Source organism: Ruegeria sp. CG8 (assembly GCF_056537165.1).
This window is the reverse complement of the sequence record NZ_JBQFRA010000005.1, coordinates 1-26,212: the sequence shown is the minus strand read 5'-3', so window position 1 is coordinate 26,212 and position 26,212 is coordinate 1. Positions and strand designations below refer to the sequence as shown.

Sequence of the window (26,212 nt, the reverse complement as noted above, 5' to 3'; positions counted from 1 at the left end):
GGGAGTGCGGATGCGCGGGGGCTTACCCACGGATCAGCCGCAAGATCAGCGAACCGATGAACAGGACCAGAAAGATCACGAAAAGGATCTGCGCGATACCGGCCGAGGCCGACGCGATGCCGCCAAACCCGAAGATGCCAGCAACGATAGCAAGTGCGAAAAAGATCAGCGCCCAAGACAACATGGGATTTCCTTTCATTTTTGTAACTACTGACGGGTCAACGCTTGGAACCCCAGATTGGTTCCGGATCATTTTGGTGGAACCATCGGCGACCGCTCGCGTTGGGTCGGTGAAAGGAGATCTGACATGACACAGAAAACGGCGAAGAAGGCCCCTCAGGACACTCCCCATGTCGAGATGGCGGCGCGGATTGACGAAGTGGCCAAGGAGGCAAAATCAGCGTTGGAAGATGGCGTAACCGCAACGCGTGACACGTTGAAGACGGCGCGCGACGAGGCGCAAAAGCAGCTGACACAGACATCCGAGAAAAGTGCCGCATTCGTGCGCGAGAACCCGGGCTTGGCAATGGTCGGAGCGTTGGGCGTGGGTGTCCTGCTGGGCCTCGCGTTGCGCAAGGCGGACCGCGGTTAGAACACGCGGTACACCGCGACCGATATGGGCATCGAATACGTATTGCCGGCCATGCTCGGCTTGGGTTTGGCCGGTCTACTGATCTGGTTTTTCATCAGGAATCGCTGACAGCGCTATTCGTCACTGCCACGCCAACCAGCCCGCCATCCCAACGACCCAAAGCGCCTCAGCCGCGCTTTGGGTCTTCTTCTATTTCGGGTTTGATCTGGGCGTAGGCCAGCATCGTGAAGACAGCGGTTCCTCCGATGATGTTGCCGGCGAGAACGGGTAGGAAAAAGCTGAAAACGGCTGCGCCTACTGGCAACTGCCCCTGAAGCATCAGAACCGCCATTTCCACCGATCCGGCAACGACGTGGGTAAAGTCACCGGCCGCAATCATCCAAGTGAAGATGACGATGACCAGCACCTCGTTGTTCTGTGCCGAAGGCAGCATCCAAACGATTGCCGCAATCAGGATCCCCGCCGGTATTCCGCGCAGAAAGCCAACCCAAGCGCCCATGCCGGTGGCGTGGTGGCTCAGGTCGTTGATGACCGAGACGAGTTCGGGTGACAACACCGGCGTATGGATCAGGAAGGCAGATATCGCAAACGCCCCAAGCACATTGGCACCCAGTACGATTGCCCACAGCCTGGCGGTTTTGGTGAAGCAGGCAACGGACGGGTTTATCATGGCTGGAACCACAGTCGTAATCGTGTTTTCGGTGAACAGCTGCATCCGCCCCAAAATGACTAGGACAAAGCCGAGGGAATAGCCCAGGTTCTCGATCAGAAAGCGCCCGCTGGTTTCGGGCAGATGTGCTCGCAAGATCGCTTCGCCGAGCACCGAAAAGCTGATCAGCACGCCTGCGGCAATCCCGGACCAGAACAACGCTTTGGTCGGGCGGTCCAGTTCCTCCTCGCCGTTTTGGCGGATGGACTCGAATATCAGGCGCGGAGACAGGCCGGACGCTTCTTCGACCGCTTCGCGCTCACTTTCTTTCTCGACAAGATCTTTTCGCGGCGCTTTGTTTTTATCGGACATTTTGACCCCATGTATCGACCTTCAAACCCAACGTTCTGCCGGTCGTTTTGGTTCCGTCAGGTACAAAGTTCCTCAAACCTTCTGAAAGAACTGGGAACACGCCCAGATCTTTGTAGGGAACTTTCAGCCACCTATCGCGTTGTGTCCTTGTAGGAACAACGACACGTAATTCGAAAGGAACTTCGGTATGGTGGAAGTATATGGCATCGGCGGTCTGATCGTCCTGGTTTTATCGATCTGGGCCATAATCTCGATCATCGGTTCGTCTGCGACGACCGGTGCGAAAATTCTGTGGGTCCTTTTCGTTCTGTTGCTTCCGGTCATCGGATTCATCTGCTGGCTGATCTTTGGCCCGAAGGCCGCGCGCAGCGCGATCTGATCAGTTCGGAAATTGTCAGTACAAAATCAAAGCGCGGCATCGGCCGCGCTTTTTTGGTTGAAGGATCTTGGGGGCACAATGCGCCCTGCGCCGGCTCACCCAGGATCTGAACCGATCTTCAAGCCGTTCCCACTAAAATCAATGGCTGCGATCGTACGGGCAAGATCTGCGGCCGTGAAAGGCCGTATCAGTGTCGCGCATTCAAATTTCGCTTGCACCTCGGGGGACGGGTCCAGCAGCAACAGTGCACTGCCGCGTTCAACCAACAGCCGCGCGACGGCGTCAAATGACGTCTCACTTCTGCGATAGCTCAGAACGCTCAGGGCCGGGGCGAATTCGGGGTCCTGCCAGAAATGCCCGCCCGCGTGCAGCTCGCGGATATGGACAATGCGATCGGGCGAAACTCCGGGGATGGCGTCACTGATGTCCGCTGCTTCGATAAAGTTTTCCGTAACAATTAAAACATCTGCTACGCTGCGGGAAGAGGCTTCCATAAATACCATCCTGAAATCTGTTCGATGCCACCGTAGGGCAATCCCGCAGCGCCGCAATAAACTATGACACAGAAACGAAAAATTTCTCTGATCGCATGTGCGGACTGTCCGCTGAGGCAGATGGATGTCTTCCTGCCGTTCTCGGGAGACGACCTGCGGTTCATGCAGGGGTTCAAAACCGGCGAGATGCAGGCCGAACCCGGAACACAGCTGTTCATCGAGGGTGCGAAATCCGCGCATCTGTTCACGGTTCTGAGCGGGATGGGCGTTCGTTACAAAACGCTGGAAAACGGTCGCAGGCAGGTCATCGGCTTTGTGCTTCCAGGCGATCTGGTCGGGTTGCAGGCTGGGGTCATGGGCGAGATGCGGCACTCGGTCGAAGCGACAACCGCGATGCGGCTGTGCGTTTTCAATCGCTCTCGGCTGTTCGAGTTATATCAGAACCAGCCTGATCGGGCCTTTGACCTTACATTCCTGGCAGCCGTCGAAGAGCATTTCCTGGGCGACGCCCTGACAACCGTTGGCCAGCGCGGCGCGATCGAGAAGATCGCGTGGAGCCTGCACCGCTTCTACACAAGGTCGCAGGCCGTCGGATTGGCCAAAGGCTTGCGGTGTCCGCTGCCCTACCGGCAGCAGGATCTTGCAGATGCGTTGGGCTTGTCGCTGGTTCACACGAACAAGACCCTGCGCCGGCTGAAGGATCTGGGCCTTGCCGAGTGGTCCAACAATGTGCTGCAGATCAACGATCTTGAGGGTCTGGCCGAGCTTGGCTTGGTCGAAATCACCGAGGCCGTTCCACGACCGCTGATCTGATCGCGGCGGATGGACGGGAATTAAAGAACCGCCGACCGAAAAATCGGCCGGCGGCTTGATCACATGCTTTGCGACTGAGGAGCCGTTTACGACCCTTCGTAGGCCGGCATGTCCTTCAGCATCTCCTTGTCCGCGTGAACGAAGGCATAGGTGGTATCACCATCGACTTCACGCATCAGCGACACGCGCGAGAAATCGATCAGAACATCCTTTTCCCCCAAGCCGAGGAACCCGCCGACGCCGATCACGGCACCATCGACCGATCCGTCCATGTCAACGACGACCTCTTCGATCTCGCCGATCCACTCTTGCGAGACGTCATAGACGCGCATGCCGGTCAGATCTTCGGCCGGGATGGTGCCTTGGGCAACGGGGACATAACCCTCGATGTCGATGGTGGTGGGGTCGACTGCATCGGCCACCTGCCCAGCTTTTTCGCTGATGTACTCACCGGTTGCTTCGGCTGCCTGGTCGACGTCTTCCGCCGTGTTCTGCGCAGCGTTCTTGATATCCTGCGCGGTATTCGACAGCGCATCACCGGCTGCCTCGGCTGCCTCTTCCAGGTTCTTGCCGACTTCTTCGACATTCGAGCTTTCTGCATAGGCCGATGCCGACATCACCAGAACGATCGAAGTTGTGGTCAGAAAACGTTTCATAGCTCACTCCTTTGGTCTGTTCTGACCGCATTTCCCGCGGTCTTGTTGAACAAACGAATGACGCCGCGACTTGTTCCCAAAAGAATGCAAAAATATTTGTTTTAAAAAGAAAAAACCGCGCATCTGCGCGGTTTGATAAGCCGTGTCCAGATACTCAGACCGGGTGCAGCGGGTCAGAAGACCTGGATAGAACCATGTAGTGTTCGTCGTCGGGAATATTGCGTAACTCGGCGAATGGAAAACTCAGGATATCTGGTCGCCCGTCGATCAGAAGAAACCGCAGTGCCTTGGTGTCAGGGTCGAACTCAATATCCTTGAATCTGCCCAACTCACCAGTCGAGTCAAACACGGGGTTGCCCTGCAACTTCGTAAACCATCGGAAGTTGCTACCGGGTGGCGTCGGTTGGGGGCGTTTGCGGAGGGTGTCATTCAGGACCGCCCCCATCACAACCGGCGCGATCGCGTTGCCGAACGGCCCTATGACCAGGGGCGGCAGGCCTTCGATGTCCACTGCAAGGGGATCTTCGTCGTCTTTGCGCTGGCGAAGGTGATCCAATTGCTGTTGGGAAAACGCGCACTCCATCTCGCTTGCGCCAAAATCGAGCGTATCGGCCATGAACGCCACCGGGTCACTCCCCCCGGTCACGCTCAGATTGACCAAGACGTACTCCAACTCGGTTTGCCCAGCGCGGATGGCGATATCGGAAACACGACCAATTGCGTGGTCGGTTCCAGCTGAGACAACGGGCGTGTTGATGAGGTCAGACAGCTTCATGGCGCTCTTAATTACCTTTGGGCTCGATCTTGGGAGTGTGTGGGGCGCCGTTGGTTTGACGCCACCCCACGCGATATGTGCATCCACCTTTGCTCTACATGTCCTTCATCAGGCGATCCACGATTTCCCGAACGTCCTCTTTCGAGTCTCCGTATTTCTTCTGGATGATGCCTTCCAGTTGTTCGCGATCGCCGCGCGCTTGTTCGATTTCGTCATCAGTCAGCTCGCCGAAACGCTCGATCAGCTTGCCTTTGAATTCGGTCCAGCGTCCAAGAATTTGGTCCCAGTTCATCGTAATTTCCTTTCGATTGCTTCGTCGCTGTCAGTGAAACGCGCCAAACGCGAGCTGGTTCCGGGCGGCGGCGTTTTTTCTGCAACTGACAACGTGCAAGGGCGATCTGACGGTATCCGAACTGCGTCAACCGTGGCGTTCGAACCGGACTTGGGAACAATCTCGCCGGCCATGCGTTTGGGGACCGAGACCTCAACACAGGAGATCGAACCATGCCACGTCGAACCGAGACCACGGAGAAAGCGAAAGCCCATGCCCAGGATCTGGCCGGCAAGGTCAAGGACACCGTGACCGCAGAGGCTTCGGCCCGAGCCGAAGCCTTGAAAGACAGCGCAGCGCAGGAGGCTGAGAGTGCCGCTCATGCAGCTGACGCAGCTGCCGATGCATTTCCTGACCAATCTGTGCAGCATCAGGTCCTGTCGAGGATTGCGGACAACATGGAGGCCGTGGCTGGGCAGGTGCGCTCTGCCGATTTGGCCAGTGTGAGCCGAAAGGTCTCTGATTTCGCCCAGCAAAACCCGCTGTTGTTCGTCGGATCGGTTGCCCTGGCCGGGTTTGCCGCAGCCCGTTTTCTGAGCGCGCGCAATACGGGCGCGGCTCAATCCGCATCTTTTGGTGCAGATCCTTGGGATATTGATCCGTCGCCGCTGCATGGGACTTCGGTCGATACGTCGGGCCACACAAGCGCGCTGGCGCGGATGAATGGTGGCCGCGATGCATAACCCCAACGATCTGCGATCGGCACCGGGGCTTTTGGCAAACGCGCTCAAACATCTGTCGAGTTTGCTTCAGGCTGAGGCGAAGCTAGCCAAGGAGGAGTTGTCCCGAAACCTGACGCGAGCGGGCGTAGGGCTGGCCTGCATTGGCATTGCTCTGATCCTGTTGATGATCGCGCTGAACCTCATGGCCACAGCCCTGGTCGCGTATATCGCCGCCAATGGATTGTCGGTGGGTATGGCCTCGTTGCTCGTTGGCGCGGGCTTGGCACTGGCTGCTGCGTGCCTGGCGTTTTTTGGCCGGTCCCGCATGTCCGCCAGCGCCTTGGTTCCCGAGAAAGCCATGAAAAACCTGCAGCGCGACATCGAAGCGATGAAGGAGTCGACCCATGTCTGACCTGACACCCCTTGAGACACAGATCGCATATGAACGCAGCGCCCTTGCGCGCTCGCTGAACGCTCTGTCGGATACGCTGGCGCCGCAGCGCCTGGCAGACGAGGCGAAATCGTCGCTTGAAGCCTATGGTGGGCAGATCGGTGCGCAGCTCTGGTCCGCGGCTCGAAAAAACCCGGCCGCCTTCGCTCTGTTCGGTGCAGGGGCAGCCCTTTTGGTTGCGGGCCCAGGGTCCGGCGCAAAAAGCACCCAATCCCCGCCCCAGGCCGTACCTCCGCAGCAGGCCTTCAACGGGTTTGATCAGCGTGTCGCCGACGCCGACAGCCGCATGAAACAGGAGATGACCGGAATGACTGAACACAGCCAATCTGCCAGCGTGCTGTCCGCCGCCTTGGACCGTGGTCTGGACAAGCTGTCCCCCCAATCCCGTGCCCGGGTGATCGAGGCGCGCAAGGCCGCAATCAGTGCGCAGCAAGCGGTCGAGAAGCGTGCGCGGAAGGCGGCGAAGGCCTCGCAAACCTTCGTTCATGATCAGCCGCTGGCGGCCGGAGCATTAGCGCTGGGCGTAGGTATTCTGGCTGGCGCTCTGCTGCCCAACACCCGCAAAGAGGACGAGTTGCTGGGCCATCGGCGCGATCAGCTGATGCGACAGGCCCAACGGGTTTTGAACGAAGAACTGGACAAACTGCATGCCGCGGCCAACGCACGGCTGGATGAGGCCGCTGATCGGGCCTCTGACGCTTTGCGCAGTCAGTGAAGCGCACCCATGCAAACTGCTTTCAGCTCTCCATCGTCCCTGCGTGCGATGCTGGCGATCCTGACCGGGATTGCCATCATCACCGCTTTGTACCTGGCCCGGTCGATCGTTGCGCCGATCACCTTCGCTTTGGTTTTGGGGGTCGTGGTTGCCCCGCTTGCGGACAAGCTTGAGAAGGTCGGTTGCCCGCGTGTGATATCCGCCTCGGCACTGCTGTTCGTGACCAGCACCGTCATCGTCGCGGCATTCCTTCTGCTTGAACCATTGCTGTCCACGCTGGTCGAACAGTTGCCTGCCATCAAACGCGAGTTGCGCTCTTGGGTCGCCGCGATGTCCGAGTTCATTCGGGGTATCGAAACGCTTGGACGCGAGATCGAGGAAACCGTCGGCGCCGATGGGGCAGCGGAAACGGAGTCCGCCCTTCCGTCAGTGATGGATGCCTTGTGGCTGGCGCCCAATTTCGGATCAAAGATCCTGATTTTCATCGGCACGCTGTTCTTTTTCGTTTTAACCCGACCCGAGCTCTATGCCGCAGCCGGCCCGTTGACGGAGCGGCTGTATCTGGCCGACCGCGCGGTCTATCGCTATTTCGCTGCCGTGACGTTGGTCAATATCGGCCTCGGGACTGTTACGGCCGTGGCCTTGGGACTGATCGGCATCAATGACGCCGTGGTCTGGGGGGTGGCCGCCGGCCTTCTGAATTTTGTGCTGTATCTCGGCCCTCTGATGATCCTGACCGGGCTTCTGATCGCCGGGTTAACCCAGTTCGGCGGAGCCGCGGCTCTGTTGCCCCCCCTGATTTTCCTGGCCATCAATCTGTCCGAGGCACAATTCGTAACACCCGCCTTCGTCGGCCAACGTCTGCAGGTGAACCCGCTGGTCGTATTCATCGCCATCATCTTTGGGCTTTGGCTGTGGGGACCGGTCGGCGCCATCGTCGCGCTGCCGATCCTGCTGTGGTTCGGCGTATTGATGCACCCCAAGGTCATGAGCCCGGTCGCGACCACCTAGACGATGTTTTCAGTTACCCCCGGAAGAGGTTGCCGCATGTCGCGCGCAACGTCGGCGTCATGCGGGACCAAGAAGCCGCTGCGCGCTTCGGGGCGCCGCACGCCGTTGGCCTGAACCTCTCGCCGCCACCAGTCGAACATGGCATCGGGCTCGATCTGTTTGCGCAGATCATCCGAGAACCACCAATGGTCCACCAGGGCCTGCCGCAGAACCGCCACCCGCTGCCGGTCGGTGATCCGAAGGGCGACTTCTGTGTCCCACCGCAAAGACCGTCCGTTCAGGTTGGCGGACCCGACCAAGGCATGATGGTCATCCACCACCAGAACTTTGTTGTGAACGTGAATGATCGGAGAGCCGCTCAGAACTTCAGCGCTGACATCGGCCCCACTGGCCGAAATCGGTTGGACCGGGGTCGACACCGAAACCCGGTTTTGGAACCCCTGCTGGATGATCCCCAGACATTTGGCCTGCAGGTCCAAACCGTATTGCGCGTCCAATCCGTCATGCCCGCCAAAGGCCACCTCCTCGGGTAAGGCTGGCAGAACAAGCACCAGTTTCAGATCCTGCTTGGAATGGCCCGCCTCAGCCAAGGCCTCGGCCAGCCGGGTTGATCTGAAATACTGGGTCTCGATGTGCAGAAGTTGCCGCGCGGCTTGAAAGGCGGCGATGTGCTCATCCTCGATCTCATGCGCGATGGTCTTTGGCGACAGCCGCCAGAACGCGAACCGGCGCGGGCTGGACAGGGTGCGGCGCAGGTGTGTCGCCTGCGGGTCCGGTTGTCCGGTTGCGATTTCATGTTCGAACCGGTCGATATGGCGCGCGGCCTCGGCGGCCTCGGGTCCGCGGACCAGCAATTGAACGTCTGACCAGGTGTTCTTGGCCAGACGATCGTGATCCGGCGTGTCAAAGCGCCTTTCGTTCAAGTCCAATCCGCCGAGGTAGCAGACCTCATTGTCGATCACGGCGACTTTCTGATGGTGCGACACGGTGTGAAGCCGGGGCAGCGTGTCCGACCCCAGCCGCACCGCCTGCCGTTCGCGTCGTTCGCGGGACAGTTCCTGCATCCGCTGCGCCTTTTTTCGCAAAACCGCGGGTAACAGCGTGGCCCAAGGCAATGCGCCGGCCTGCGCGGGATGCATGGACACGCGAACGCTCAAGCGCGCGGCCAGATCTGGGCCAAGGATTTCCGCAAGCGCAATTGCCTGCCGTTTGGTGCGCCAGCTCAGTTCGTGCAACTCGGTCGCAAAGATCGGATCGAAATCGCTGATGACCAAATGAAACGAGACACCCTTGCGGATGACATGCTCGATCAGGTCAAACCAGGTATCGCCAATCCGGCGCGCCTCATCGCTGCGCAGCCGTGTCATGAAATCGAATATCCGAAAACTTGCCTTGATCTGGTGCCGGGCCTCCAGAACCGCTTTTTCCAAGGCGGGCCAGGCTTGCTCGGCCGTGATCAGGACTTCAAAGTCATTCTGCTGCGGCACGGGCATCACCGCCTCTCTCATCCGCAATGGTCTGTGGTTCGCTATCCCCTTCTACTTCGGCGATTTCGAACGTCACCTCATACACATAATGCGATGATGTCTCGGTTATGGTTTCCGAACCGTCCAATTGGCGAAGGAAGGCCTGCATCAGCCGTTGACCGATCCCGCCGCTGTGGAACAGATCCGAACCGTCGTCCGACTGCCCGCGCGTGTTGGAGATTTTCAGATGCAGGGTGCTCTCCTCGGGGCGGGTCAATTCCACCGAGATTGTCGGCGGTCCGTCCTGCGGTACGCCTACGTATTTGACCGCGTTCGTCAGCGCCTCGGCCACCAGCATCGACATCGTGACGGCCTGATCCTGCCCCAGTTCGACCGGCGCGATCCGGCAGTCGACCTCGACCACCTGACCCAGAATTGGCGGTCGATGCGCCAGTTCGGCCACCAAATGCCCGATGAGAGCCTCGGTGTTGATCGTCGTCATCTGCGAGTTCTGGTTCAAGGTTTGGTGCACCATGGCCAGGCCGCGAACCCGACGCTGCAACTGTTCCAGCAAGCGCCGGGCCTCGGGGGTTTCAGCCTTGCGCAAATGCATGTTCATGATCGAAGCGATCAGTTGCAGGTTGTTTTTGACACGATGGTGAACCTCGCGCAACAACAGCGTTTTTTCGACAAGATCCCGTTCGTGCTGCGCCTCAGCCTCGCGGATCAACAAGACCATGCGGTTGAATGCAGTCTGGATTTGCTGGAACTCCTGCGGCGCGCCTGCAAGGCTTTCAATGGGGTCGCGCTCGCCCAACGCAAAGCGACGCACGGCCGAACGCAAGCTGTCGAGATGCCGGATCACCAACCGATGCAGGCCCCACAGGGCAACTCCCAGTCCGGTCACCCACATCAGGATGGGAAACGCAATGGTCAGGGCCGTACTGCCCGCGCCAACAGAGGCCAGCGCCGCCTCGCGCGGCCAACTGCCGATCACGGCAACTTCGCCCGGAATGATGGTGGCAACTGCAAAAACCCGATCCTCGCCGCCAACCGTCTTGGCGGAAAAGGTCTTGCCGGAACTGGATAGAACCAACAGATTTTCCTGCACGGGCGGCAGGAATTGCTGGACCGCGTCCAAGCCCACATTTGACGACAGCACTTCTCCGGTCGCGTCGAACAGGGCGATGACGACGTCGCTCCCGATGTTGCCAACATCCAGGGGCGTCCGTGCCAGCGCATGAGGTATCGAGATGGAAACGAACCCCACAAGCTCGGTCCTGTTCAGGACCGGCTGGGTCACGATGATCACCGATTGCCCGGTCGCCTCGCCGGCACGATTGACAGAAAACGTAAGTTGCGGATTTTCAGAGATCTGCCCGAAACCGGGCGCGTCCGACAAATCGATGGTTCGCTCGACGGTCGAGCAGGCCATGACCCCGTTTGGCTGAATAAATCCGGCAAATACGAACTCGGGCTGGTGTTCGACGAACCGGCGCATGAGGTCCGAACAAGCAGCATTGTCCAAGCCTCCCTCGGCAAGCGCGGCTGTGAGTCCCGAACTTGCACCAACAGCTTTCTGCAGAAGCTCCCGTTCCCGGCTGGCAGCCTCAATCGTGCGCGCCAGCACTGAGGCCCGCGATCTTTCGTCGGCCTCGGTAATAACAGCGCGTGTCTGCAATACCGCAATCAGCCCTAGCGGCAGAAGCGCCAAGGTGACCAGCGCGGCAAGATAAACGGTCAGGCTGCGCGGCTTCGCATCCATTGATCGTCAGGCCGCCGGTTGCGTCTGAACGATTGCCGCCGTTACCGCATCGGTCAATTCGATGGGTTCGGCATCTTCCAAATCCATCAGTTCGGCCAGTTGCGCGCGGGCCCGGTTCACCCGGCTTTTGATCGTTCCAAGGGCGACGCCGCACATCTCGGCCGCTTCCTCATAGGAAAACCCTTGTGCACCGACCAACACCAACGCTTCGCGCTGCTCATCCGTCAACTGATCAAAAGCAACCGCAAAATCCTTCAAGGCCAAACGTCCGTCATGGTCGGGCTTTTGCGACAGGCTCTCGGCCATGACGCCATCGACATCCTCGACCTCGCGCTTGCGTTTGCGGTGCAGGGAAAAATAGGTGTTCCGGACGATGGTGAACAGCCAGGCCCGCATGTTGGTGCCTTCTTGGAACGAGTCGATATTGCTCCATGCCTTGATCAGTGCGTCCTGCACGATGTCATCGGCCGTGGCGCCGTTTCGGCACAAACTGATCGCAAAGGCACGCATCGCGCCGATATGTTCGACAAGCTCTTCTCGCGGATCAACCATCCGAGCCTCCCGTGTCACCGCTTTTGGGAACACTGGTCTGATTGCGCAGTTTTTCAAGAAGATCGACGAACCGATCTGGAACCGGTTCGCTTGCAACCTCATCGAAAGCCCGCTTGAGGTTTTCGTCGATCCGCTTTTCTATTTCTGGCCGATGTTCTCGGCCGGGCTGTGGTTTTGTCATGGCATCATCAAAAATTTTTACTTTTGCTGGAACCATAACGCCCCAGTAAGCGTTTGGTTCCCGAGTTTAGAGAAAAAAATGAGGAAAACATAGATGACCGAGCTGACCGGAGTTTCCGTCGCAGATCAAATTGGCCCGCTCTTGCCGTTTCTGCGCCGTTATGCACGTGCCCTCACCGGCTCACAGGACAGTGGCGACGCGTACGCCGCTGCATCGCTTGAGGCGATCCTTGCAGATCCCGCCCAGTTCGATGCCGATCTCGCGCCGCGGGTCGCGCTGTTTCGTGTGTTTCACAGCATCTGGTCAACATCGGGAATGCCTGTTGACGCAGATGGCCACAGCTCTGACATCCAAACGCGCGCTCACGCCCAGTTGGCACGCCTGACGCCGAACACGCGCGAGGCCTTGCTGCTGCGCACGGTCGAAGAGTTCTCGGTCAGCGATATCGCCGCAATCATGCAGATAGAACCCGCCGAGGCTCAGAAGCTGATCGAAATCGCCTACGAGGAAATGGCCCGCCACACATCCGGCCGGATATTGATCATCGAAGACGAAGCAATCATCGCGATGGATCTTGAAGCGATGGTGACCGACCTGGGCCACCGGGTCACTGGGGTCGCACGCACCGAGACGGCCGCCATTGACCTGGCCGAGCGCGGGCCGTTCGACCTGATCCTGTCGGACATCCAACTGGCGGACAAATCCAGCGGAATCGATGCGGTGAACCGCATCATTGCCCAGCACGGCGATTGCCCCGTCATTTTCATTACCGCATTCCCCGAGCGCCTTCTGACGGGCAAAGGGCCCGAACCGGCATTTTTGATTTCCAAACCCTACACCGAAGAACAGGTCAAATCGGCCGTCAGCCAAGCCATGTTCTTTGCCTCTAGCGCCGTGATCGAGGTCTGACGCGGCAGGGCCGCGCTGCAAGATACGAAAATTCAGGCGATGAGACACGACGAGGAACACCATGGAAAACGAGATTGCACAGACCGCAGAGACCGTGACGAACACCGTTTGGGCCGAACTGTCGCAAGTTTTGAATACCGAACTTTATGACGGGAAATCGCTAAGCGACCTGCTGACGCTCGAGGCCCTTCTTGGCCTCGTCGCGAACACGATCGCGGCGCTGATCCTTCTGGTTCTTGGGCTTGTGATTTCAAGATATGTCAGCCGGAAGATCCGGGGCGTCGGTGAAAAATCGGAACGCCTGGATGATACGCTCTTCAACTTTCTCGGCAATCTGGCGCGCTATACGATTCTGGCGTTTACGGGGCTGTTCATTCTGAACACGTTCGGGGTGCAGACCACGTCGATCATCGCGCTGATCGGTGCCGCGGGTTTGGCCATTGGACTTGCGCTGCAAGGCACATTGTCCAACGTTGCAGCCGGCGTGATGATCATCCTTTTCCGGCCGCTCAAGATCGGCGATTTCGTTGACGTGAACGGCGTGCTCGGAACCGTAAAAGATATCACCCTGAATTACACCGAAATTGCGGATATGGGGAACGTCAAGGTTATCGTTCCCAACGCCGAGGTGTGGGGAAACACCATCAAGAACTATTCCGTCTATGAAACCCGTCGTGCCGAGTGGACGTTCGGTGTTGGATACGGCGTCAACCTGGCGGAGGCCGAGCGCGTCATTCGCGAGACGATCATGTCGGACGCCCGTTCGTTGGCTGACCCCGAACCGTTCATCCAAGTTAACAATCTTGGCAGTAGCAGCGTCGATTTTCTTGTCCGCGTTTGGTGCAAGTCTTCGGACTACTTCCAGTACCAGGCAGACATGAAGCGCAAAGTCAAAGAGGCACTGGACGAAGCCGAAATCAATATTCCGTTTCCGACCCGCACGCTGTTGATCGAAGACGTCGAGAGACGGCAAGAGAAGGCGATCGCGGCAGAGTAACCTTGACTGTTGATCTTAGCGGGTCTGAAGCCGGAACTCCAAAAAAGCGAACGTCATCGGGGTGCCGAAAGACAGGATTTATGCGTCGCAGGACGGGCTTTGAACGTCGAGCGTCACCTAGTGGGTGGAAAATGCCCTAGAATCGGTAGGTTGCGCCAATGACCGGGCCGGATTGGTGGAAGCTGAAGTCATTGCCATTGATGTCGTGATCAAAGGAAATGTAGCGGTACCCGCCACGTAGCAGCCAGCGGTCGTTGATCGCATAGTCCGCGGTCAGCAGGACCTGCCAGGTTTCGCTGTCGCTGCGGAACCCGCCATAGTCCAGGAACCCGGTTCCCGACCATTTGTCCGAAAACGCGACCCGGGCACGGACGCCGATCACCGGATCGGTCCAGCTGCTGTCGACCGACGTCTGATTGCCGGGCGCTGTTCCGGGCAACAGGTTGAACTTTGTTTCAGTGCTGAACCATCTGAACCCGCCAGCCAGATCGACGCTGGCTGTCGGTGTTTCTAGGACACGGTAGCCGACATAGCCGCTCAGGAACTGGGTTTTGAACGACGTGTCCAGACCCGAACTTGCCGGTCCCGGAGTCTCGTTCGAGAAGGACAGGTTCGTATAGTTGTAGTCCGCAAGGAACGACCAACGGCCGTTCGACGCGGTAAACGTGCCCATGAAAGCAAGGTCGAGGTTCTCCAGCGCGTCAGAGAAGCTGAGCGTGCCATCCAGGGTTCCTGCCGGTGTGTCCAGCGACACTTCGGTTTCAGGGGTGAACAGGTAGATCGTGGCCGAATAGGACCAGTCGGACTGCTGAGATAGTGCCGAGGTCGCTGCTGAAATCGCCAGCGACAGGCCAAGCATCAGGGGTTTCGCGATCCGTACCGTCTTCATGATGTCCCTCCGGTGAGCCCATTTTGGCTTTGACCCACAGTAAAGGAGGCTGCCGGCAAACCAAAATAGTATTTTGATTTGTGCATGGGTCGGGGCGACGCGCCAGGAATTGGCAGGTCACATCCGCGCAAATACTGAAGACGGAGAAGAGGTTGGGATGGTGGGTGATGAGAGACTCGAACTCCCGACATCTTCGGTGTAAACGAAGCGCTCTACCAACTGAGCTAATCACCCGTGAGGGGGGATTTAGCCAAGCTGGTGGGCCGGCGCAAGAGGGTCTTTCAGAATTTCTGCGCCGGTGGCCGTGTGTCTCAGGGATTCATGTCTTTCAATGCCGTCAGCAGCTGCGCAACTTCGTGCTCGGTGTTGTAGTGGCACAACGAAATCCGGATACAATCGGACAAGCCCAACGGGTTCAGCACGTTCCCGCTGTAATGGTCGGCCTTGCGGGTGTGGGTTCGGATACCCTGCGCGTTCAGGCGCGAGACTACGTCGGTCGAGGGCATGTCGCGGACCACGATCGACACCAGTCCTTCTCGGGCGGGGTTGTCTGCTCCGGCCAGAATCGTGACGTGATCCATATCGCGCAGGCCGGGCAGGTTGCCGACGCCGTTGATCATCGCGTTGGTCAGATGGGTCTCATAGGCATGAATCGCCTGGCCGGCGGCCTCGATTCTGGTGCGTTGATCAGGGGCATCCGACACCTGACCGCCCAGCCAGTCGAAATAGGCAACCACGTCGGACATCGTGGCGTAGGCGCCGGTATCGCGCGTGCCGAATTCCCAACCATCAGCGGGCGCGTCAATCAGTTGGTCATGGGGCAGGGCGGTCAGCCGGTCGGAGATCCAGGCAATGCCGTAGCCATGCCGGGAAAACACTTTGTAGGGTGAAATCGCATATCCATCGACTTCATAGCTGTCGATATCCAACTGTCCGTGTGCTGCGTGCTGGATGCCATCGACAATGATGAAACAATCCGGCGACACCGCCCGGATCGCGCGCGAGATTTCAGCCATGTCCATTCCCATTCCCGTCACCGGCGAAGCGTGCAGGATCGTGGCGACCGCGACGTCCGGTGTCATGTGGGCCGAATAATCTGCGGCAGTAACCAAACCTGTCGCGTCGTTATGCGGCACGTTCACATAGTCCAATCCGGCAAGGCCCGCCCAGCGGCGCGCGGCGCTGCGGCTGGCGGGATGTTCGATCGAGCTGCCGATCACCTTTGCCCCTTTTGGCGCATTCACGCAGGCCGTGCGGATCATGCGGAACAGCAGCTCGGTTCCGCTTTCACCCACGAAGAACTGCCCCGAAGGCGCATTCATAAACACGGCAAGATCTGCCTTGGCACGGCTGATGATGTCGACCAACGCGTGACTGGCGGGGTTGTCCCGCCCCTGATTGTCCGGGATGGCCGCAAAACGGGCCGAGGTTTCGACCACCGAGTTCAAGGTCAGTGCGCCGCCGGCATTCTCGAAAAAGATGCGGGGACCCTGAAAGGGGCAGTTGTCCACATGGGCAAACCGCGCGCGAACGGTGTCGATCAATCCCGGGGTTTGGTGCAGCATGGTGTACGTCCTGTTTGGTTCGTGCCCAGACTCGTCTTGCGAGTGCGCGACATCAATTTCGTTTGCGACAGATTGCGGGTTTGGGATGCCGCCTTTTTCTCCGGGCTTACTCTTTCGACGCCGGAAAGACCAATTGATTCCGGACTCTGCATGGCACGCCGGCGGGAATACACCTTGCCTGCGGCCCGCTGCCTCCGATATGCCAAAAGCAGTGCGACCGTCCGAACAGGAGAGCCGGGGATGCAGTTCGACACATGCCGCCGTCTTGTTGCGGTTGCCGCCGTTTGCGGCGCGTTGGTTGCCCCGGTTCGGGTTGCGGCGGCTGAGGTCCTGGTGTTCGCGGCGGCCAGTCTCAAGACCGCGCTGGACCAGATCGCTCCGGAATTCGAGGCCGCGACAGGTCAACAGGTTACGGTTTCCTTCGCAGCCTCTTCCGTTTTGGCCCGGCAGATTCAGCTGGGCGCGCCGGCCGATCTGTATATTTCGGCCAATACCGCCTGGATGGATGTTCTTGAGCGGAACGGAGACATCGACCCGGCGTCGCGCGTCGATCTTGTGGGCAACGGGCTGGTGCTGATTGCGCGCGCAGGGCAGCCCAGCGAACAGACGCTTACGCCGGACTTCGATCTGAGCGGTCAATTGAAAGCCGGCTATCTGGCGATGGCCCTCGTTGATGCGGTTCCCGCCGGAATCTACGGCAAGGCCGCGCTGACTGCCCTGGACCTGTGGAACGATGTTCAGGATCAGGTGGCTCAGGCCGACAACGTGCGCGCGGCGTTGGCGCTTGTCGCAAGCGGCGCGGCACCAATGGGTGTTGTCTACCGATCCGATGCGCAGGCCGAGGCCCGGGTGGATGTGGTCGGAATTTTCCCTGAAGGCACGCACCCGGTGATCGTCTATCCCGCGGCCCTGACCGCGACTGCACGGCCTGAGGCGCAGGTCTTCCTCGACTACCTGCAGAGCGAACCGGCGACCGGCATATTCAAGGCGCAGGGTTTCACCCTGCCGCACGGATAGCGCCATGGGTTGGCTGGGCCCCGCCGAGATCGAAGCGTTGCGGCTGTCTCTGCGCGTCTCTTTCTGGGCGACGATCGTTTCGCTGCCACTCGGGATATTCGTCGCCTACGCACTGGCCCGCTGGAGGTTTCCCGGCCGCCAAGTGCTGAACGGTCTGGTGCATCTGCCGCTTATCCTGCCACCGGTCGTGACCGGTTATCTGTTGTTGCTGACCTTCAACGTACAAGCCCCGGTTGGTCGGGTGCTGGCTGATCTGGGCGTCGTTGTGGCTTTCCGCTGGACCGGAGCCGCACTGGCCGCCGGGATCATGGCATTTCCGCTGATGGTTCGGGCAATCCGCCTGTCGATCGAGGCGGTTGATCCAAAACTGGAACAGGCCGGAGCGACGCTTGGGGCATCGCAACCTTTTGTCTTTGTCACCGTGACTTTGCCTATGATTTTGCCGGGGATCATCGCAGGGGCAATCCTTGCTTTCGCAAAGGCGATGGGCGAGTTCGGAGCCACGATCACCTTCGTGTCGAACATTCCCGGTCAGACCCAGACCCTGCCGTCGGCCGTTTATGCCTTCCTTCAGGTGCCGGGCGGTGAGAGTGCCGCGATGCGGCTGGTCATCATCTCGATCGTCATCGCCATGGGGGCGTTGCTTCTGTCGGAATATGTGGGGCGTCGCGCAGCGGCCCGGGTGGCCGGAACATGAGCCTGTCCGTGCAGATAAGCCACCGCCTGCCGGGCATTGACCTGGACATCCTGTTCCAGGCGCCGCGGGGTGTGACGGTTCTGTTCGGACGATCGGGGTCGGGCAAAACCACCATTGTGGATGCCGTGGCCGGTTTGCTGCGCCCCCAGGCTGGGCGGGTCGCGGTGGATGATTGGGTGCTGTTCGATACCGAGCAAGGCCATTGGTTGCCGCCGCATCGCCGCCGGCTGGGGTATATCTTTCAGGAAGGCCGCTTGTTCCCGCACCTGACCGTGCGCCAAAACCTGTCGTACGGCCGGTGGTTCGCTCCCCGGGGCGCGCGCCGTGAAAACCCCGATCACGTGATAGAGATGCTGGGCATCGGCCACCTGCTGGACCGTCGCCCCGCCCACCTGTCGGGCGGTGAAAAACAGCGTGTCGCCATTGGCCGTGCTCTGCTGGCAAGCCCGCGGTTGATCCTGGCCGATGAACCTCTCGCTGCGCTGGACGAAGCCCGAAAGGCCGAGATCCTGCCCTATTTCGAGCGATTGAGAGACGAGGTCTCGGTGCCGATCCTCTATGTCACGCATTCTGCGGCCGAAGTGGCCCGCCTTGCCACCTCGGTCGTGGCGTTGCAGGACGGCAAGGTGCTGCGGCAGGGACCGGCCTCCGAAGTGCTGGCGGATCCCTCGGTTGCGCCGACAGGTGTGCGGGCTGTGGGTGCGGTGCTTGAGGTCAGTGTGGCCGCGCATCACGAAGATGGCCTGACGGAACTGACGGCAAACGGTGTCCGACTGTTCCTGCCGCGCATCCCGCATTCGGTTGGCGACGCGCTTCGGATCCGCATCCCCGCCCAGGAAGTCATATTGTCGGACCGAAAGCCCGAGGGTCTGTCGGCGCTGAACGTCCTGCAGGGCACCGTCGAGACCGTGCGCGCGGGCGAAGGTCCGGGGGCGATCGTTTCGGTCCGAACACCGGCGGGCACCTTGCTGGCCCGTGTGACGCGCCGGTCGGTCGATGCCCTGGCGTTGCAGCCCGGCAAACCGTGCCACGCGGTCGTCAAGACCGTAGCGCTGGCACCGCAGGATGTCGGCGGGCGGGTCGCCAAGTCTTAGGTGGCAGGGTCAATCACCCTGTTCTTTCAGAAGCTGCGAGAACTCTTTTTTCCGGTACAGCTTCATGTGGACCTTGCCGGCCTCATCCCGGGTCCATTCGACGATGCGGTTTCGGGTCATGTCGCTGTCCATGCGGTTCGTGCGCACCCTCGGATGCGGAATCTCGCGTTTCAGAATCTCGACCATCTGGTTGGTCTGTCCGAAAGGTGCGACCAAATCGACGATCCAGAAAGATGAGCCGCTGGTGAAGTCGGTATCCATCAGCGGCTTTTCCCGCACCGCATATCGGTATTCCGCTTCAGGGCTGAGCCCGGCAAAGGTCACGAACCCGCGCGGGAATCCGTTTTGGCGAAAGATGTGATACTGCCCCAGCCGCAAAGGCGTTTCGAACGCGTAGAGAACCTGGGCGAGGCTGCGCTGCTGGTGGGTTTTGGTCAGCCCGGCAAGGTAGAAGAGCGCGCCGAAATCGGCGTATTTCTCGGGAGAGATATCAAACCAGTCCTTTGGAAATTTTCTGCTCAAACCTGACCTCAACCCCTTGGGACATCGGCAGTATATCGGGCAAAGTCTTGAAATGGTACTTGTTTTCTGTCGCCGCCGAAGCTGAGAGGGCGTGTGGGCGCGGCCTGTTTCCAAAGGTGACCGGGTTTGGCTTTACTCAATGGACATGCGGCCTATGATTGGCACAACCCGGTTTTTTGGCGGATAGTTTTGATGAAGCATTCGATTTCAGCCTTGGTTCTGTCTGCAACTCTGTTGGCTCCGATCGCCGCACAAGCTGTCGGGTTTGGCATCGGCGTCCGCCCGACCTACCGCACCGAGATAAGATCCGTCGGAGACGGTGTGTATGAGGTCAAGGCAATCGGGTCGTCAGCACCGGTCAACTACTGGTGCGGGATCGGCGATTTCGCCATTCGGCAGTTGGGTGTCCCCGGTTCGCAACGGATCTACATCTGGAGGGCGTACGAGCCGGGTGTACGAACTGTGCAATTCTCGTTGAAGCCGCCGCCGGGCGTGGATACGACACCCGGCTATTCAATTACCGTCAAGCGGGTGGGCGAGAACATGTCAGCGTCCTCCGCGCAGAACTACTGCTACGACAACTTCATGGATTTCGGGTTCTGACGTCTCAGACCCACTTGGCCAGTGGGGGCAGGCTCATCAGCACGGCGTCGGGGTCATGCCCGGTTTCCAGGCCGAATTTCGTGCCCCGGTCATAGACCAGATTGTATTCGGCATAGAGCCCGCGGTGCACCAGCTGGGTGTTTTTGTCTGCCTCGGTAAAGGGTTGGGTCCGCCGCTTTTTGACCAGCGGCAGAAAGGCCGGCAGGAAAGCGCGGCCAATGTCCTGTGTCAGCGCAAAATCCGCCTGCCAGTCGCCGGTGCAGTAGTCGTCCATGAAAATGCCGCCCACCCCACGCGCACGCTTGCGGTGCGGAATGTAGAAATACTCGTCTGCCCATTCTTTGAGCCGCGGATAGTGACCCGGCCCGTGCGGGTCTAGATGCGCTTTTTGCGTGGCGTGGAAATGGGCCGTGTCCTCGGCATATTCGATGCAGGGGTTCAGGTCTGATCCACCGCCGAACCACCAAGCGTGCGGGGTCCAGAACATGCGGGTGTTCATGTGAACGGCCGGTGCGTGCGGGTTTTGCATATGCGCCACAAGGCTGATGCCCGAGGCCCAGAACCGCGGGTCGTCTGTCATCCCGGGGATACCCTTGCGCGCGGCCATTGCCTGTTGTGCCCGTTCGCCGAGCGTGCCGTAGACGGTCGATACATTGACGCCGACCTTCTCGAACACGCGGCCACCGCGCATGACCGACATCAGCCCACCACCCGCGTCCGAGCCGTCCTCGGACTGGCGTCGGGTCTCCTTGACCTCGAACCGTCCGGCGGGGGCATCGGAAAACGGCCCCACCTGGTGGCTGTCTTCCAAAGCCTCGAAGGCCGCGACGATTTCGTCGCGCAACTGGCGAAACCAGGTCGAGGCGGTGGATTTTTCCGTTTCAAACATCGTCAGGCTCAATGCGCGGGGGCGGCAACCGGGTCCAGAAGGGTCCGTCCACCGTCGATTGTGAGGACTTGCCCGGTAATGAACGCAGCCGCGTCCGAGGCAAGGTATTGCGCCGTTTCGGCCAGCTCGGCCGGGGCGGCAATGCGGGCCAGTGGGGTATGATCCTCAATGTCCCGCCGATAGTCCCGATTGTCTTTCAGGGTGGCCTGCAGTGACGCGCTCATGACCGACCCCAACGCAATCGAGTTCACGCGGATCCGATGAGGCGCAAGAGCCACTGCAAGGGACCGGGTCAACTGGTCCTGCGCGGCGCTGGAAACCGAATAGGCCAAAAGGCCTGGATGCGCGCGCTGACCGGCGATCGAGGACAGGTTGATGATCGAACCATTCGGCCCGTCTTCCTGATCCTCGGATTGTTTGATCATCCGCTTGGCCACAAGCTGGCTCAGCCGCAGGGCTGGCATCAGGTTCTGGTTCAGAAGGGTGCGAACCGAGTCGTCTTCCAGGTCCAGCGGATCCGTCGAGATGACCTGTCTCGCTCCGTTTACCAGAATGTCTACCTGATCGAATGCATCCAGAGTGGCCGAAAGGAGGTTGGCGATCGTCAGCTTTTCGCGCAGATCACCGGCGAAGTAGCGGACGTTGCTGTCATCGGCCTGTTCGCCCAGTTCTTCGGCCAGACGTTTCTCGTCCATGTCGGCGAACATCACGTTGGCGCCCGCGTCGGCGAAGTGACGGCCGATGGCAAGGCCGATGCCGTTGGCGCCTCCGGTGACGATGGCGGTCTTGCCGGCTATGGAAAAGGACATGTGTTTCCTCCTGAGTCGCGGCGCAGGTTAATCGGCTTCACCGCCGAGGGCGAGAGGCGTGGAATACCTTGAACCGGTTGTCGCCTGCAATTTCCTCGACCCGCGCGAAAGCGTCAGTCAAAGTCGTTTCGTAGGGGAGATGCCGGTTGGCGACCATCCACAAGTGGCCCGAGCGGGACAGGTTGCGCGCGGCGGCGGTGATGAACCCGCGCCCCAAGCCGGGATCGGCGCTGCGCGAAGTATGAAACGGCGGGTTCATAACAACGGTGTCCACGGGTTCTGGTGCAGACCATGTCACCGCATCTGCCCAGTGGAACTGTGCCCTTGGGTCGGGCACATTGATCCGTGCGCATGTCAGGGCAGTATGGTCGGCTTCGACGAGATGCAGCGTGCGCACAGTGTCATCCTGCAGCAGCCCGGCGGTCAAATAGCCCCATCCGGCACCCAGATCGGCGACCCGAGGTCCAAGCCCTGACGGAAGGGTCTCGCGCAACAGTGCCGAAGCAGGATCGACCCCGTCGGCCGAAAACACCCCGGGCGCGGTTTGGAAGCCATCCGCCATTTGTCCTGTGGGCGGGGCCCAGTCTGCAAATGCGTTGGGATCGGCCTTGAACCAGAAGATCTTGCCATGCGCCTTGGCGATGGGGCCCTCGATCTCGACCCGCTTGCGAACGTCCTTCAGCAAGCTGTCCACGCCATCTGTCTTGGCACCATCAACGACAACCGTTCCCGAGGCCCGGCTGCACGCATGATGGATCATGGCGCGTGCCTGCGCTTTGGCGCGGGGCAGAAACAGAACCACGTCTTCGCAGGCGCTGTCGGTTTCGGGCACAGCTGCAAAGCCGCGGTCCCGGAAATGGTCGTGGAATGGTTTGAAAGGCTGAACAACCTCGACACCGTTGGGCAGCGCCGACAGGTCATGATCCGGCGTCGGTCCAATGACCGATATCGGTTCCGACAGGGTCAGGCCCGAGTCGAGGGCGAGAGACAATCGTGAGGACATCAGAGCGGGTTGAAGGGGGCAGAGGCGCGCGTCGCGGCCCTACTCCTCTCTCTCCATGGTGCATTGAAGCGGGTGTTGGTGCCGACGAGCGAAATCCATCACCTGCCCAACCTTGGTCTCGGCAATCTCGTGGCTGAATACGCCGACCACGGCCACGCCTTTCTTGTGCACGGTCAACATGATCTCGAAGGCCTGCGCATGGGACATCCCGAAGAACCGCTCGAGCACATGCACCACGAATTCCATGGGCGTGTAGTCGTCATTCAACAGCAGCACCTTGTACAAGGGCGGTCGTTTGGTCTTGGGCTTGGTCTGAACAAGGATTGACGTGTCGCCATCGTCTTCCGATTTGCCAGCCATCATCCAACGGGCTTCAATCATGTCGCGAGATTTTCCGATTCACACTTCGGGTCGTTTCAGGGCTTATATAACGTCGACCCACCCAGAGGAAAGAGCAACCGGGCGGATTCGAAATGGATGAAAACCTGACTATCGTCGCTTTCGACGCTGACGATACCCTGTGGCACAACGAGCGTTTCTTTCAGCTGACCCAAGCGCATTTTGCTGCGCTACTGGCGGATCATGCGGACCGTGACCATCTGATGGAGCGGTTGTTGGCGGCCGAGAAGCGCAACATCCGCCACTATGGGTACGGCATCAAGGGTTTCGTCCTGTCGATGATCGAAACAGCAATCGAGGTAACGGAAGACAGGGTGCCGGCCAGGGTCATCCGCGAATTGATCGAAGCCGGGCAGGAGATGCTGTCTCACCCGATCGAGCTGTTGCCTCACGCGCGGGAGACGGTTGAGGCAATCGCAGAAACCCATCGCATTGTTCTGATCACCAAGGGTGATCTCATTGATCAAGAGCGCAAACTGGCCCAATCGGGATTGGGTGAACTGTTCGACGCGGTCGAAATCGTGTCGGAAAAGACGCCCGATACCTACCGCGAAGTCTTTCGGCGGATGGGGCAGTCTCCTGCCGATGCCATGATGGTCGGCAATTCGATGCGGTCGGATGTGGTCGCGCCGATCCAGGCGGGGTGCTGGGGCGTGCACGTCCCGCACGGTCTGGTGTGGGAGATCGAGCAGGCCGAGATCCCGACAAGCCATCCCCGTTTCCGGGAGATCCGCGATTTGGGAGATCTGCCTGACCTGGTCCGGCAGATTTCCTGACCTGTGACAGATTGGCCCCAGTTTCAAATTTTCACGACGAAGCCGCGCCAACTTTCTGACATCTTCGCCGTTTTGGTGGTGGCCATCCGTTGGGCCGCAACATCTAGACGCCACCGAGCAGAGCCGCTGCCGCGGATTTTTCAGCTTTCGGTTTATTTCAGCAGTGCTGTGTGTTAGCCTGGACCAAATAATCAAAAAGGCTGACCGGGAAAACTCGGCGGCGCGAGGCAGACAGAGGCAAAGATCGTGCAGATTCGGCGGATAGTTCCGGCGCGGGCGGGCTTGCTCGTAGTCACAGTGGTATGGATGGCGCTTGTCCTGGCGACCCAGGCGCTTGCGGCTCCTTATGCGGCAATGGTCATCGACGCCAGAACCGGAGAGGTTCTGCATTCCCGCAACGCCGATACCAGGCTGCACCCTGCTTCTCTCACCAAGATGATGACCCTCTATATCGCCTTCGAAGCGGTGCGGAACGGTGAGATCACGCTGGACACCCAGGTGCGGATCACCAAGGCCGCGGCGGCCGAGCCACCCTCCAAGCTGGGCCTGCGGGCGGGCCAGACCATCGCATTCCGTTATCTCATCCGCGCGGCCGCTGTGAAATCGGCCAATGACGCCGCGACCGCGATCGGCATCGCTCTCAGCGGATCCGAGGCTGCCTTTGCGCGCCGTATGACCCGCACAGCCAAGGCCATGGGCATGAGCCGCACAACCTTCAAGAACGCACACGGGCTGACCGAAGCGGGCCATCTTTCGACGGCGCGTGACATGACCGCGCTGGGTCGGCACCTGCTTTATGACTACCCCGAGTATTACAACCTGTTTTCACGCCAATCGACACATGCGGGCATCAAGACTGTTCCAAACACCAACCGGCGGCTACTGGCAGCCTACCGGGGCGCCGACGGCATCAAAACCGGGTACACGCGCGCCGCGGGCTTCAACCTTGTTGCCTCGGCTAAGCGTGGTGACAAACGGATCATCGCAACCGTGTTCGGCGGCAAATCCAGCACTTCGCGCAACGCCAAAGTGGCCGAGTTGCTGGACATGGGATTCCGGCGCGCCCCGTCTCGGGCTCCGATCCGCAAACCCGCCCGTCCGGCATATGCCGGGAATACTGGGCTGGGTGGAGCCACCCAATTGGCCAGTGCGGTCCGCGCGCCACAGCGGAGCCTTCGGCCTGTGATGCGACCCGGGGCTGGCGTTGCCATCCAGGTTGCCGGCGCCGTGGCTGAAACCGCAGCCAAGAACGGTGCACGTATTCAAGACGGCATCGCCGCAGCGATCGCCGCAGCGGATATCGCGCCGACGGCGCCTCCGGTCGAAAACGCCGACACGCGCCCGGCCCTGCGCCCCGAGAACCTTGTGCTTGCATCGACCGAACCCGCAGAAGTCGTGGCCGAGCCCGAGCAGGAGGTCGTTACCCGTCTGTCCACGTCGGGCGGGCATCTTTGGGGCGTCAATGTCGGGCGCTACACCACCCGCTACGAGGCCGAGAAGGTTTTGCTGAAAACGGCTTTGTCGGAAATGACGACACTGGAAGGCACTTTGCGCAAAGTGAACCAGAGTTCGCGCGGGTTCGACGCGACCTTCCAGGGCATGACCCGCGAGCAGGCGGATCTGGCCTGTCGCCGCCTGAAGGCGCGCAATGTCACCTGTTTCATGATCGGGCCATCATAAGGTCCGACACTCTCTCCTGGATCGTTGCTGGCCGCGAATGGATTTCGCGGCCTTTTTTTGTGCCTTAAATGGGGTGGTCATTCGGTCCGGCCGGAGGCCAATGGCGCAGTGCGCGTCAAGTACATGGGGGAGGCGCAATACGCTGTGTTCGGCGCACCAACGCTTGTGCGTTCCGAGCCGCCAATCGAGCACAGAGTGAGTCGACTCATGGGGCGCGAGTCGAGTGTTCTTGTGGTGGTGTCAGGGCGCTTTCGCTATATATAGTGGTCTCGTGAGGTCGGGCTTAGAAACCAGCGGGTCGGGCTTGATCTACGGGGGTGAAATTCCCAACGGTGGAGCTAGGTGGCTGTTGTCTAAGTGTCTGACAAGCATTGATAAAAATAAAGTCAGCAAAAAAGTTCGGCAGTTTGTCATTTTCTGCTTGCGGTGATTTGTAGTTATCCTTAGAACGCCCTTCACCGGCGCTGCTGAGGCGGTGTTGGTTGGTCGGAGTGACGGC

General features: G+C 59.8%; 33 protein-coding genes and 1 tRNA gene. 15 read left to right on the top strand and 19 right to left on the bottom strand.

Annotation, left to right across the window (positions count from 1 at the left end):
* Nucleotides 1-22 precede the first annotated feature (22 nt).
* A complete protein-coding gene (locus ACR0EF_RS14970; protein WP_093961673.1) occupies nt 23-184 on the bottom strand; it encodes a DUF1328 domain-containing protein in 162 nt (53 codons plus the stop codon).
* Between the two features lie 123 nt (nt 185-307).
* Here ACR0EF_RS14970 and ACR0EF_RS14965 point away from each other — a divergent pair, with 123 nt between their 5' ends.
* Entirely contained in the window at nt 308-592 is a 285-nt protein-coding gene (locus tag ACR0EF_RS14965) for a DUF883 family protein (RefSeq protein WP_170367725.1), read from the top strand.
* A gap of 166 nt (nt 593-758) precedes the next feature.
* Here ACR0EF_RS14965 and ACR0EF_RS14960 read toward each other — a convergent pair whose 3' ends face one another.
* Nucleotides 759-1,613 carry a formate/nitrite transporter family protein gene (locus ACR0EF_RS14960; RefSeq protein WP_170373031.1) on the bottom strand — a complete coding sequence of 285 codons (855 nt, stop codon included), beginning with the start codon at nt 1,611-1,613 and terminating at the stop codon, nt 759-761.
* 187 nt (nt 1,614-1,800) lie between these two features.
* On the opposite strand from ACR0EF_RS14960, the gene ACR0EF_RS14955 reads away from it, so the two are divergent.
* On the top strand, nt 1,801-1,992 hold the full coding sequence (locus ACR0EF_RS14955) for a PLD nuclease N-terminal domain-containing protein (protein WP_093961670.1): 192 nt from the start codon (nt 1,801-1,803) through the stop codon (nt 1,990-1,992).
* Between the two features lie 95 nt (nt 1,993-2,087).
* Here ACR0EF_RS14955 and ACR0EF_RS14950 read toward each other — a convergent pair whose 3' ends face one another.
* Nucleotides 2,088-2,486, bottom strand: coding sequence for a hypothetical protein (locus ACR0EF_RS14950; RefSeq protein WP_170373030.1), 399 nt, complete (start codon nt 2,484-2,486; stop codon nt 2,088-2,090).
* A gap of 63 nt (nt 2,487-2,549) precedes the next feature.
* Between ACR0EF_RS14950 and ACR0EF_RS14945 the strand changes: the two genes are divergently transcribed.
* The gene (locus tag ACR0EF_RS14945) at nt 2,550-3,299 is read left to right on the top strand and encodes a Crp/Fnr family transcriptional regulator (protein WP_170373029.1); all 750 of its coding nucleotides are present in this window, start codon (nt 2,550-2,552) and stop codon (nt 3,297-3,299) included.
* Nucleotides 3,300-3,385: 86 nt separating this feature from the next.
* Here the strand turns inward: ACR0EF_RS14945 and ACR0EF_RS14940 are convergent, their stop codons facing one another.
* From ACR0EF_RS14940 to ACR0EF_RS14930, 3 genes are all read right to left on the bottom strand, one after another.
* On the bottom strand, nt 3,386-3,955 hold the full coding sequence (locus ACR0EF_RS14940) for a PRC-barrel domain-containing protein (RefSeq protein WP_170373028.1): 570 nt from the start codon (nt 3,953-3,955) through the stop codon (nt 3,386-3,388).
* Between the two features lie 154 nt (nt 3,956-4,109).
* Nucleotides 4,110-4,730: a PRC-barrel domain-containing protein gene (locus ACR0EF_RS14935; protein WP_170373027.1), complete on the bottom strand. Its 621-nt coding sequence runs from the start codon at nt 4,728-4,730 to the stop codon at nt 4,110-4,112.
* A 94-nt stretch (nt 4,731-4,824) separates the two neighbouring features.
* Complete coding sequence (locus ACR0EF_RS14930) at nt 4,825-5,022, bottom strand: CsbD family protein (protein ID WP_170365257.1); 198 nt, start codon at nt 5,020-5,022, stop codon at nt 4,825-4,827.
* A 212-nt stretch (nt 5,023-5,234) separates the two neighbouring features.
* Between ACR0EF_RS14930 and ACR0EF_RS14925 the strand changes: the two genes are divergently transcribed.
* The 4 genes from ACR0EF_RS14925 to ACR0EF_RS14910 are packed head-to-tail and all read left to right on the top strand — an operon-like array spanning nt 5,235 to nt 7,900.
* The gene (locus tag ACR0EF_RS14925; protein WP_170373026.1) at nt 5,235-5,744 is read left to right on the top strand and encodes a hypothetical protein; all 510 of its coding nucleotides are present in this window, start codon (nt 5,235-5,237) and stop codon (nt 5,742-5,744) included.
* A complete protein-coding gene (locus ACR0EF_RS14920; RefSeq protein WP_170373025.1) occupies nt 5,737-6,135 on the top strand; it encodes a phage holin family protein in 399 nt (132 codons plus the stop codon). Before ACR0EF_RS14925 ends, ACR0EF_RS14920 begins: the two co-directional genes overlap by 8 nt.
* Nucleotides 6,128-6,889 (top strand): DUF883 family protein, encoded by a 762-nt coding sequence (locus ACR0EF_RS14915; protein WP_170360304.1) that lies wholly within the window; start codon nt 6,128-6,130, stop codon nt 6,887-6,889. Before ACR0EF_RS14920 ends, ACR0EF_RS14915 begins: the two co-directional genes overlap by 8 nt.
* A 9-nt stretch (nt 6,890-6,898) precedes the next feature.
* Complete coding sequence (locus ACR0EF_RS14910) at nt 6,899-7,900, top strand: AI-2E family transporter (protein WP_170373024.1); 1,002 nt, start codon at nt 6,899-6,901, stop codon at nt 7,898-7,900.
* Here ACR0EF_RS14910 and ACR0EF_RS14905 read toward each other — a convergent pair.
* Genes ACR0EF_RS14905 through ACR0EF_RS14890 form a run of 4 tightly spaced genes read right to left on the bottom strand, consistent with a single transcriptional unit; the run spans nt 7,897 to nt 11,900 of the window.
* Nucleotides 7,897-9,393 (bottom strand): phospholipase D family protein, encoded by a 1,497-nt coding sequence (locus ACR0EF_RS14905; RefSeq protein ID WP_170373023.1) that lies wholly within the window; start codon nt 9,391-9,393, stop codon nt 7,897-7,899. The two genes, ACR0EF_RS14910 and ACR0EF_RS14905, sit on opposite strands and share 4 nt — an antisense overlap.
* Nucleotides 9,371-11,131, bottom strand: coding sequence for a sensor histidine kinase (locus tag ACR0EF_RS14900; protein ID WP_170373022.1), 1,761 nt, complete (start codon nt 11,129-11,131; stop codon nt 9,371-9,373). Before ACR0EF_RS14900 ends, ACR0EF_RS14905 begins: the two co-directional genes overlap by 23 nt.
* A gap of 6 nt (nt 11,132-11,137) precedes the next feature.
* Complete coding sequence (locus tag ACR0EF_RS14895) at nt 11,138-11,683, bottom strand: RNA polymerase sigma factor (RefSeq protein ID WP_170373021.1); 546 nt, start codon at nt 11,681-11,683, stop codon at nt 11,138-11,140.
* On the bottom strand, nt 11,676-11,900 hold the full coding sequence (locus tag ACR0EF_RS14890) for a NepR family anti-sigma factor (protein WP_367646417.1): 225 nt from the start codon (nt 11,898-11,900) through the stop codon (nt 11,676-11,678). The genes ACR0EF_RS14895 and ACR0EF_RS14890 overlap by 8 nt, the downstream gene beginning before the upstream one ends.
* 57 nt (nt 11,901-11,957) lie before the next feature.
* Between ACR0EF_RS14890 and ACR0EF_RS14885 the strand changes: the two genes are divergently transcribed.
* The gene (locus ACR0EF_RS14885; protein WP_170373020.1) at nt 11,958-12,773 is read left to right on the top strand and encodes a response regulator; all 816 of its coding nucleotides are present in this window, start codon (nt 11,958-11,960) and stop codon (nt 12,771-12,773) included.
* Nucleotides 12,774-12,834: 61 nt separating this feature from the next.
* Complete coding sequence (locus ACR0EF_RS14880; RefSeq protein ID WP_170373019.1) at nt 12,835-13,770, top strand: mechanosensitive ion channel family protein; 936 nt, start codon at nt 12,835-12,837, stop codon at nt 13,768-13,770.
* Between the two features lie 136 nt (nt 13,771-13,906).
* Here the strand turns inward: ACR0EF_RS14880 and ACR0EF_RS14875 are convergent, their stop codons facing one another.
* The 3 genes from ACR0EF_RS14875 to ACR0EF_RS14865 form a co-directional block, all read right to left on the bottom strand.
* Complete coding sequence (locus ACR0EF_RS14875) at nt 13,907-14,659, bottom strand: outer membrane protein (protein WP_170365240.1); 753 nt, start codon at nt 14,657-14,659, stop codon at nt 13,907-13,909.
* A gap of 158 nt (nt 14,660-14,817) precedes the next feature.
* Nucleotides 14,818-14,893 (bottom strand) — tRNA-Val (locus ACR0EF_RS14870).
* Between the two features lie 77 nt (nt 14,894-14,970).
* Complete coding sequence (locus tag ACR0EF_RS14865) at nt 14,971-16,224, bottom strand: aminotransferase class V-fold PLP-dependent enzyme (protein ID WP_170373018.1); 1,254 nt, start codon at nt 16,222-16,224, stop codon at nt 14,971-14,973.
* Between the two features lie 240 nt (nt 16,225-16,464).
* Here ACR0EF_RS14865 and modA point away from each other — a divergent pair, with 240 nt between their 5' ends.
* The 3 genes from modA to modC are packed head-to-tail and all read left to right on the top strand — an operon-like array spanning nt 16,465 to nt 19,032.
* Nucleotides 16,465-17,241, top strand: coding sequence for a molybdate ABC transporter substrate-binding protein (gene modA / locus ACR0EF_RS14860; protein WP_170373017.1), 777 nt, complete (start codon nt 16,465-16,467; stop codon nt 17,239-17,241).
* A gap of 4 nt (nt 17,242-17,245) precedes the next feature.
* Complete coding sequence (modB, locus tag ACR0EF_RS14855; RefSeq protein ID WP_170342025.1) at nt 17,246-17,938, top strand: molybdate ABC transporter permease subunit; 693 nt, start codon at nt 17,246-17,248, stop codon at nt 17,936-17,938.
* Nucleotides 17,935-19,032 (top strand): molybdenum ABC transporter ATP-binding protein, encoded by a 1,098-nt coding sequence (gene modC, locus ACR0EF_RS14850; protein WP_170373016.1) that lies wholly within the window; start codon nt 17,935-17,937, stop codon nt 19,030-19,032. Before modB ends, modC begins: the two co-directional genes overlap by 4 nt.
* Nucleotides 19,033-19,041: 9 nt before the next feature.
* Here the strand turns inward: modC and ACR0EF_RS14845 are convergent, their stop codons facing one another.
* Complete coding sequence (locus ACR0EF_RS14845; RefSeq protein WP_170372087.1) at nt 19,042-19,554, bottom strand: toxin-activating lysine-acyltransferase; 513 nt, start codon at nt 19,552-19,554, stop codon at nt 19,042-19,044.
* 192 nt (nt 19,555-19,746) lie between these two features.
* Between ACR0EF_RS14845 and ACR0EF_RS14840 the strand changes: the two genes are divergently transcribed.
* The gene (locus tag ACR0EF_RS14840) at nt 19,747-20,157 is read left to right on the top strand and encodes a hypothetical protein (protein ID WP_093963058.1); all 411 of its coding nucleotides are present in this window, start codon (nt 19,747-19,749) and stop codon (nt 20,155-20,157) included.
* 4 nt (nt 20,158-20,161) lie between these two features.
* Here the strand turns inward: ACR0EF_RS14840 and hemF are convergent, their stop codons facing one another.
* The 4 genes from hemF to clpS are packed head-to-tail and all read right to left on the bottom strand — an operon-like array spanning nt 20,162 to nt 23,239.
* Nucleotides 20,162-21,046 carry an oxygen-dependent coproporphyrinogen oxidase gene (hemF, locus tag ACR0EF_RS14835; protein ID WP_170373015.1) on the bottom strand — a complete coding sequence of 295 codons (885 nt, stop codon included), beginning with the start codon at nt 21,044-21,046 and terminating at the stop codon, nt 20,162-20,164.
* Nucleotides 21,047-21,054: 8 nt separating this feature from the next.
* On the bottom strand, nt 21,055-21,855 hold the full coding sequence (locus tag ACR0EF_RS14830) for an SDR family NAD(P)-dependent oxidoreductase (protein WP_093963056.1): 801 nt from the start codon (nt 21,853-21,855) through the stop codon (nt 21,055-21,057).
* 37 nt (nt 21,856-21,892) lie between these two features.
* Nucleotides 21,893-22,858: a class I SAM-dependent methyltransferase gene (locus ACR0EF_RS14825; protein ID WP_170373014.1), complete on the bottom strand. Its 966-nt coding sequence runs from the start codon at nt 22,856-22,858 to the stop codon at nt 21,893-21,895.
* Nucleotides 22,859-22,897: 39 nt separating this feature from the next.
* Entirely contained in the window at nt 22,898-23,239 is a 342-nt protein-coding gene (gene clpS, locus ACR0EF_RS14820) for an ATP-dependent Clp protease adapter ClpS (protein WP_093963054.1), read from the bottom strand.
* Between the two features lie 92 nt (nt 23,240-23,331).
* Here clpS and ACR0EF_RS14815 point away from each other — a divergent pair, with 92 nt between their 5' ends.
* Both ACR0EF_RS14815 and ACR0EF_RS14810 read left to right on the top strand, forming a co-directional pair.
* The gene (locus ACR0EF_RS14815) at nt 23,332-24,033 is read left to right on the top strand and encodes an HAD family hydrolase (protein WP_170372081.1); all 702 of its coding nucleotides are present in this window, start codon (nt 23,332-23,334) and stop codon (nt 24,031-24,033) included.
* 306 nt (nt 24,034-24,339) lie between these two features.
* Nucleotides 24,340-25,713 carry a D-alanyl-D-alanine carboxypeptidase family protein gene (locus ACR0EF_RS14810; protein ID WP_170343225.1) on the top strand — a complete coding sequence of 458 codons (1,374 nt, stop codon included), beginning with the start codon at nt 24,340-24,342 and terminating at the stop codon, nt 25,711-25,713.
* 283 nt (nt 25,714-25,996) lie between these two features.
* Here ACR0EF_RS14810 and ACR0EF_RS14805 read toward each other — a convergent pair.
* Nucleotides 25,997-26,212, bottom strand: a 216-nt coding sequence (locus tag ACR0EF_RS14805) for a hypothetical protein (protein ID WP_480763984.1), incomplete at its 5' end; no start/stop codon positions are given.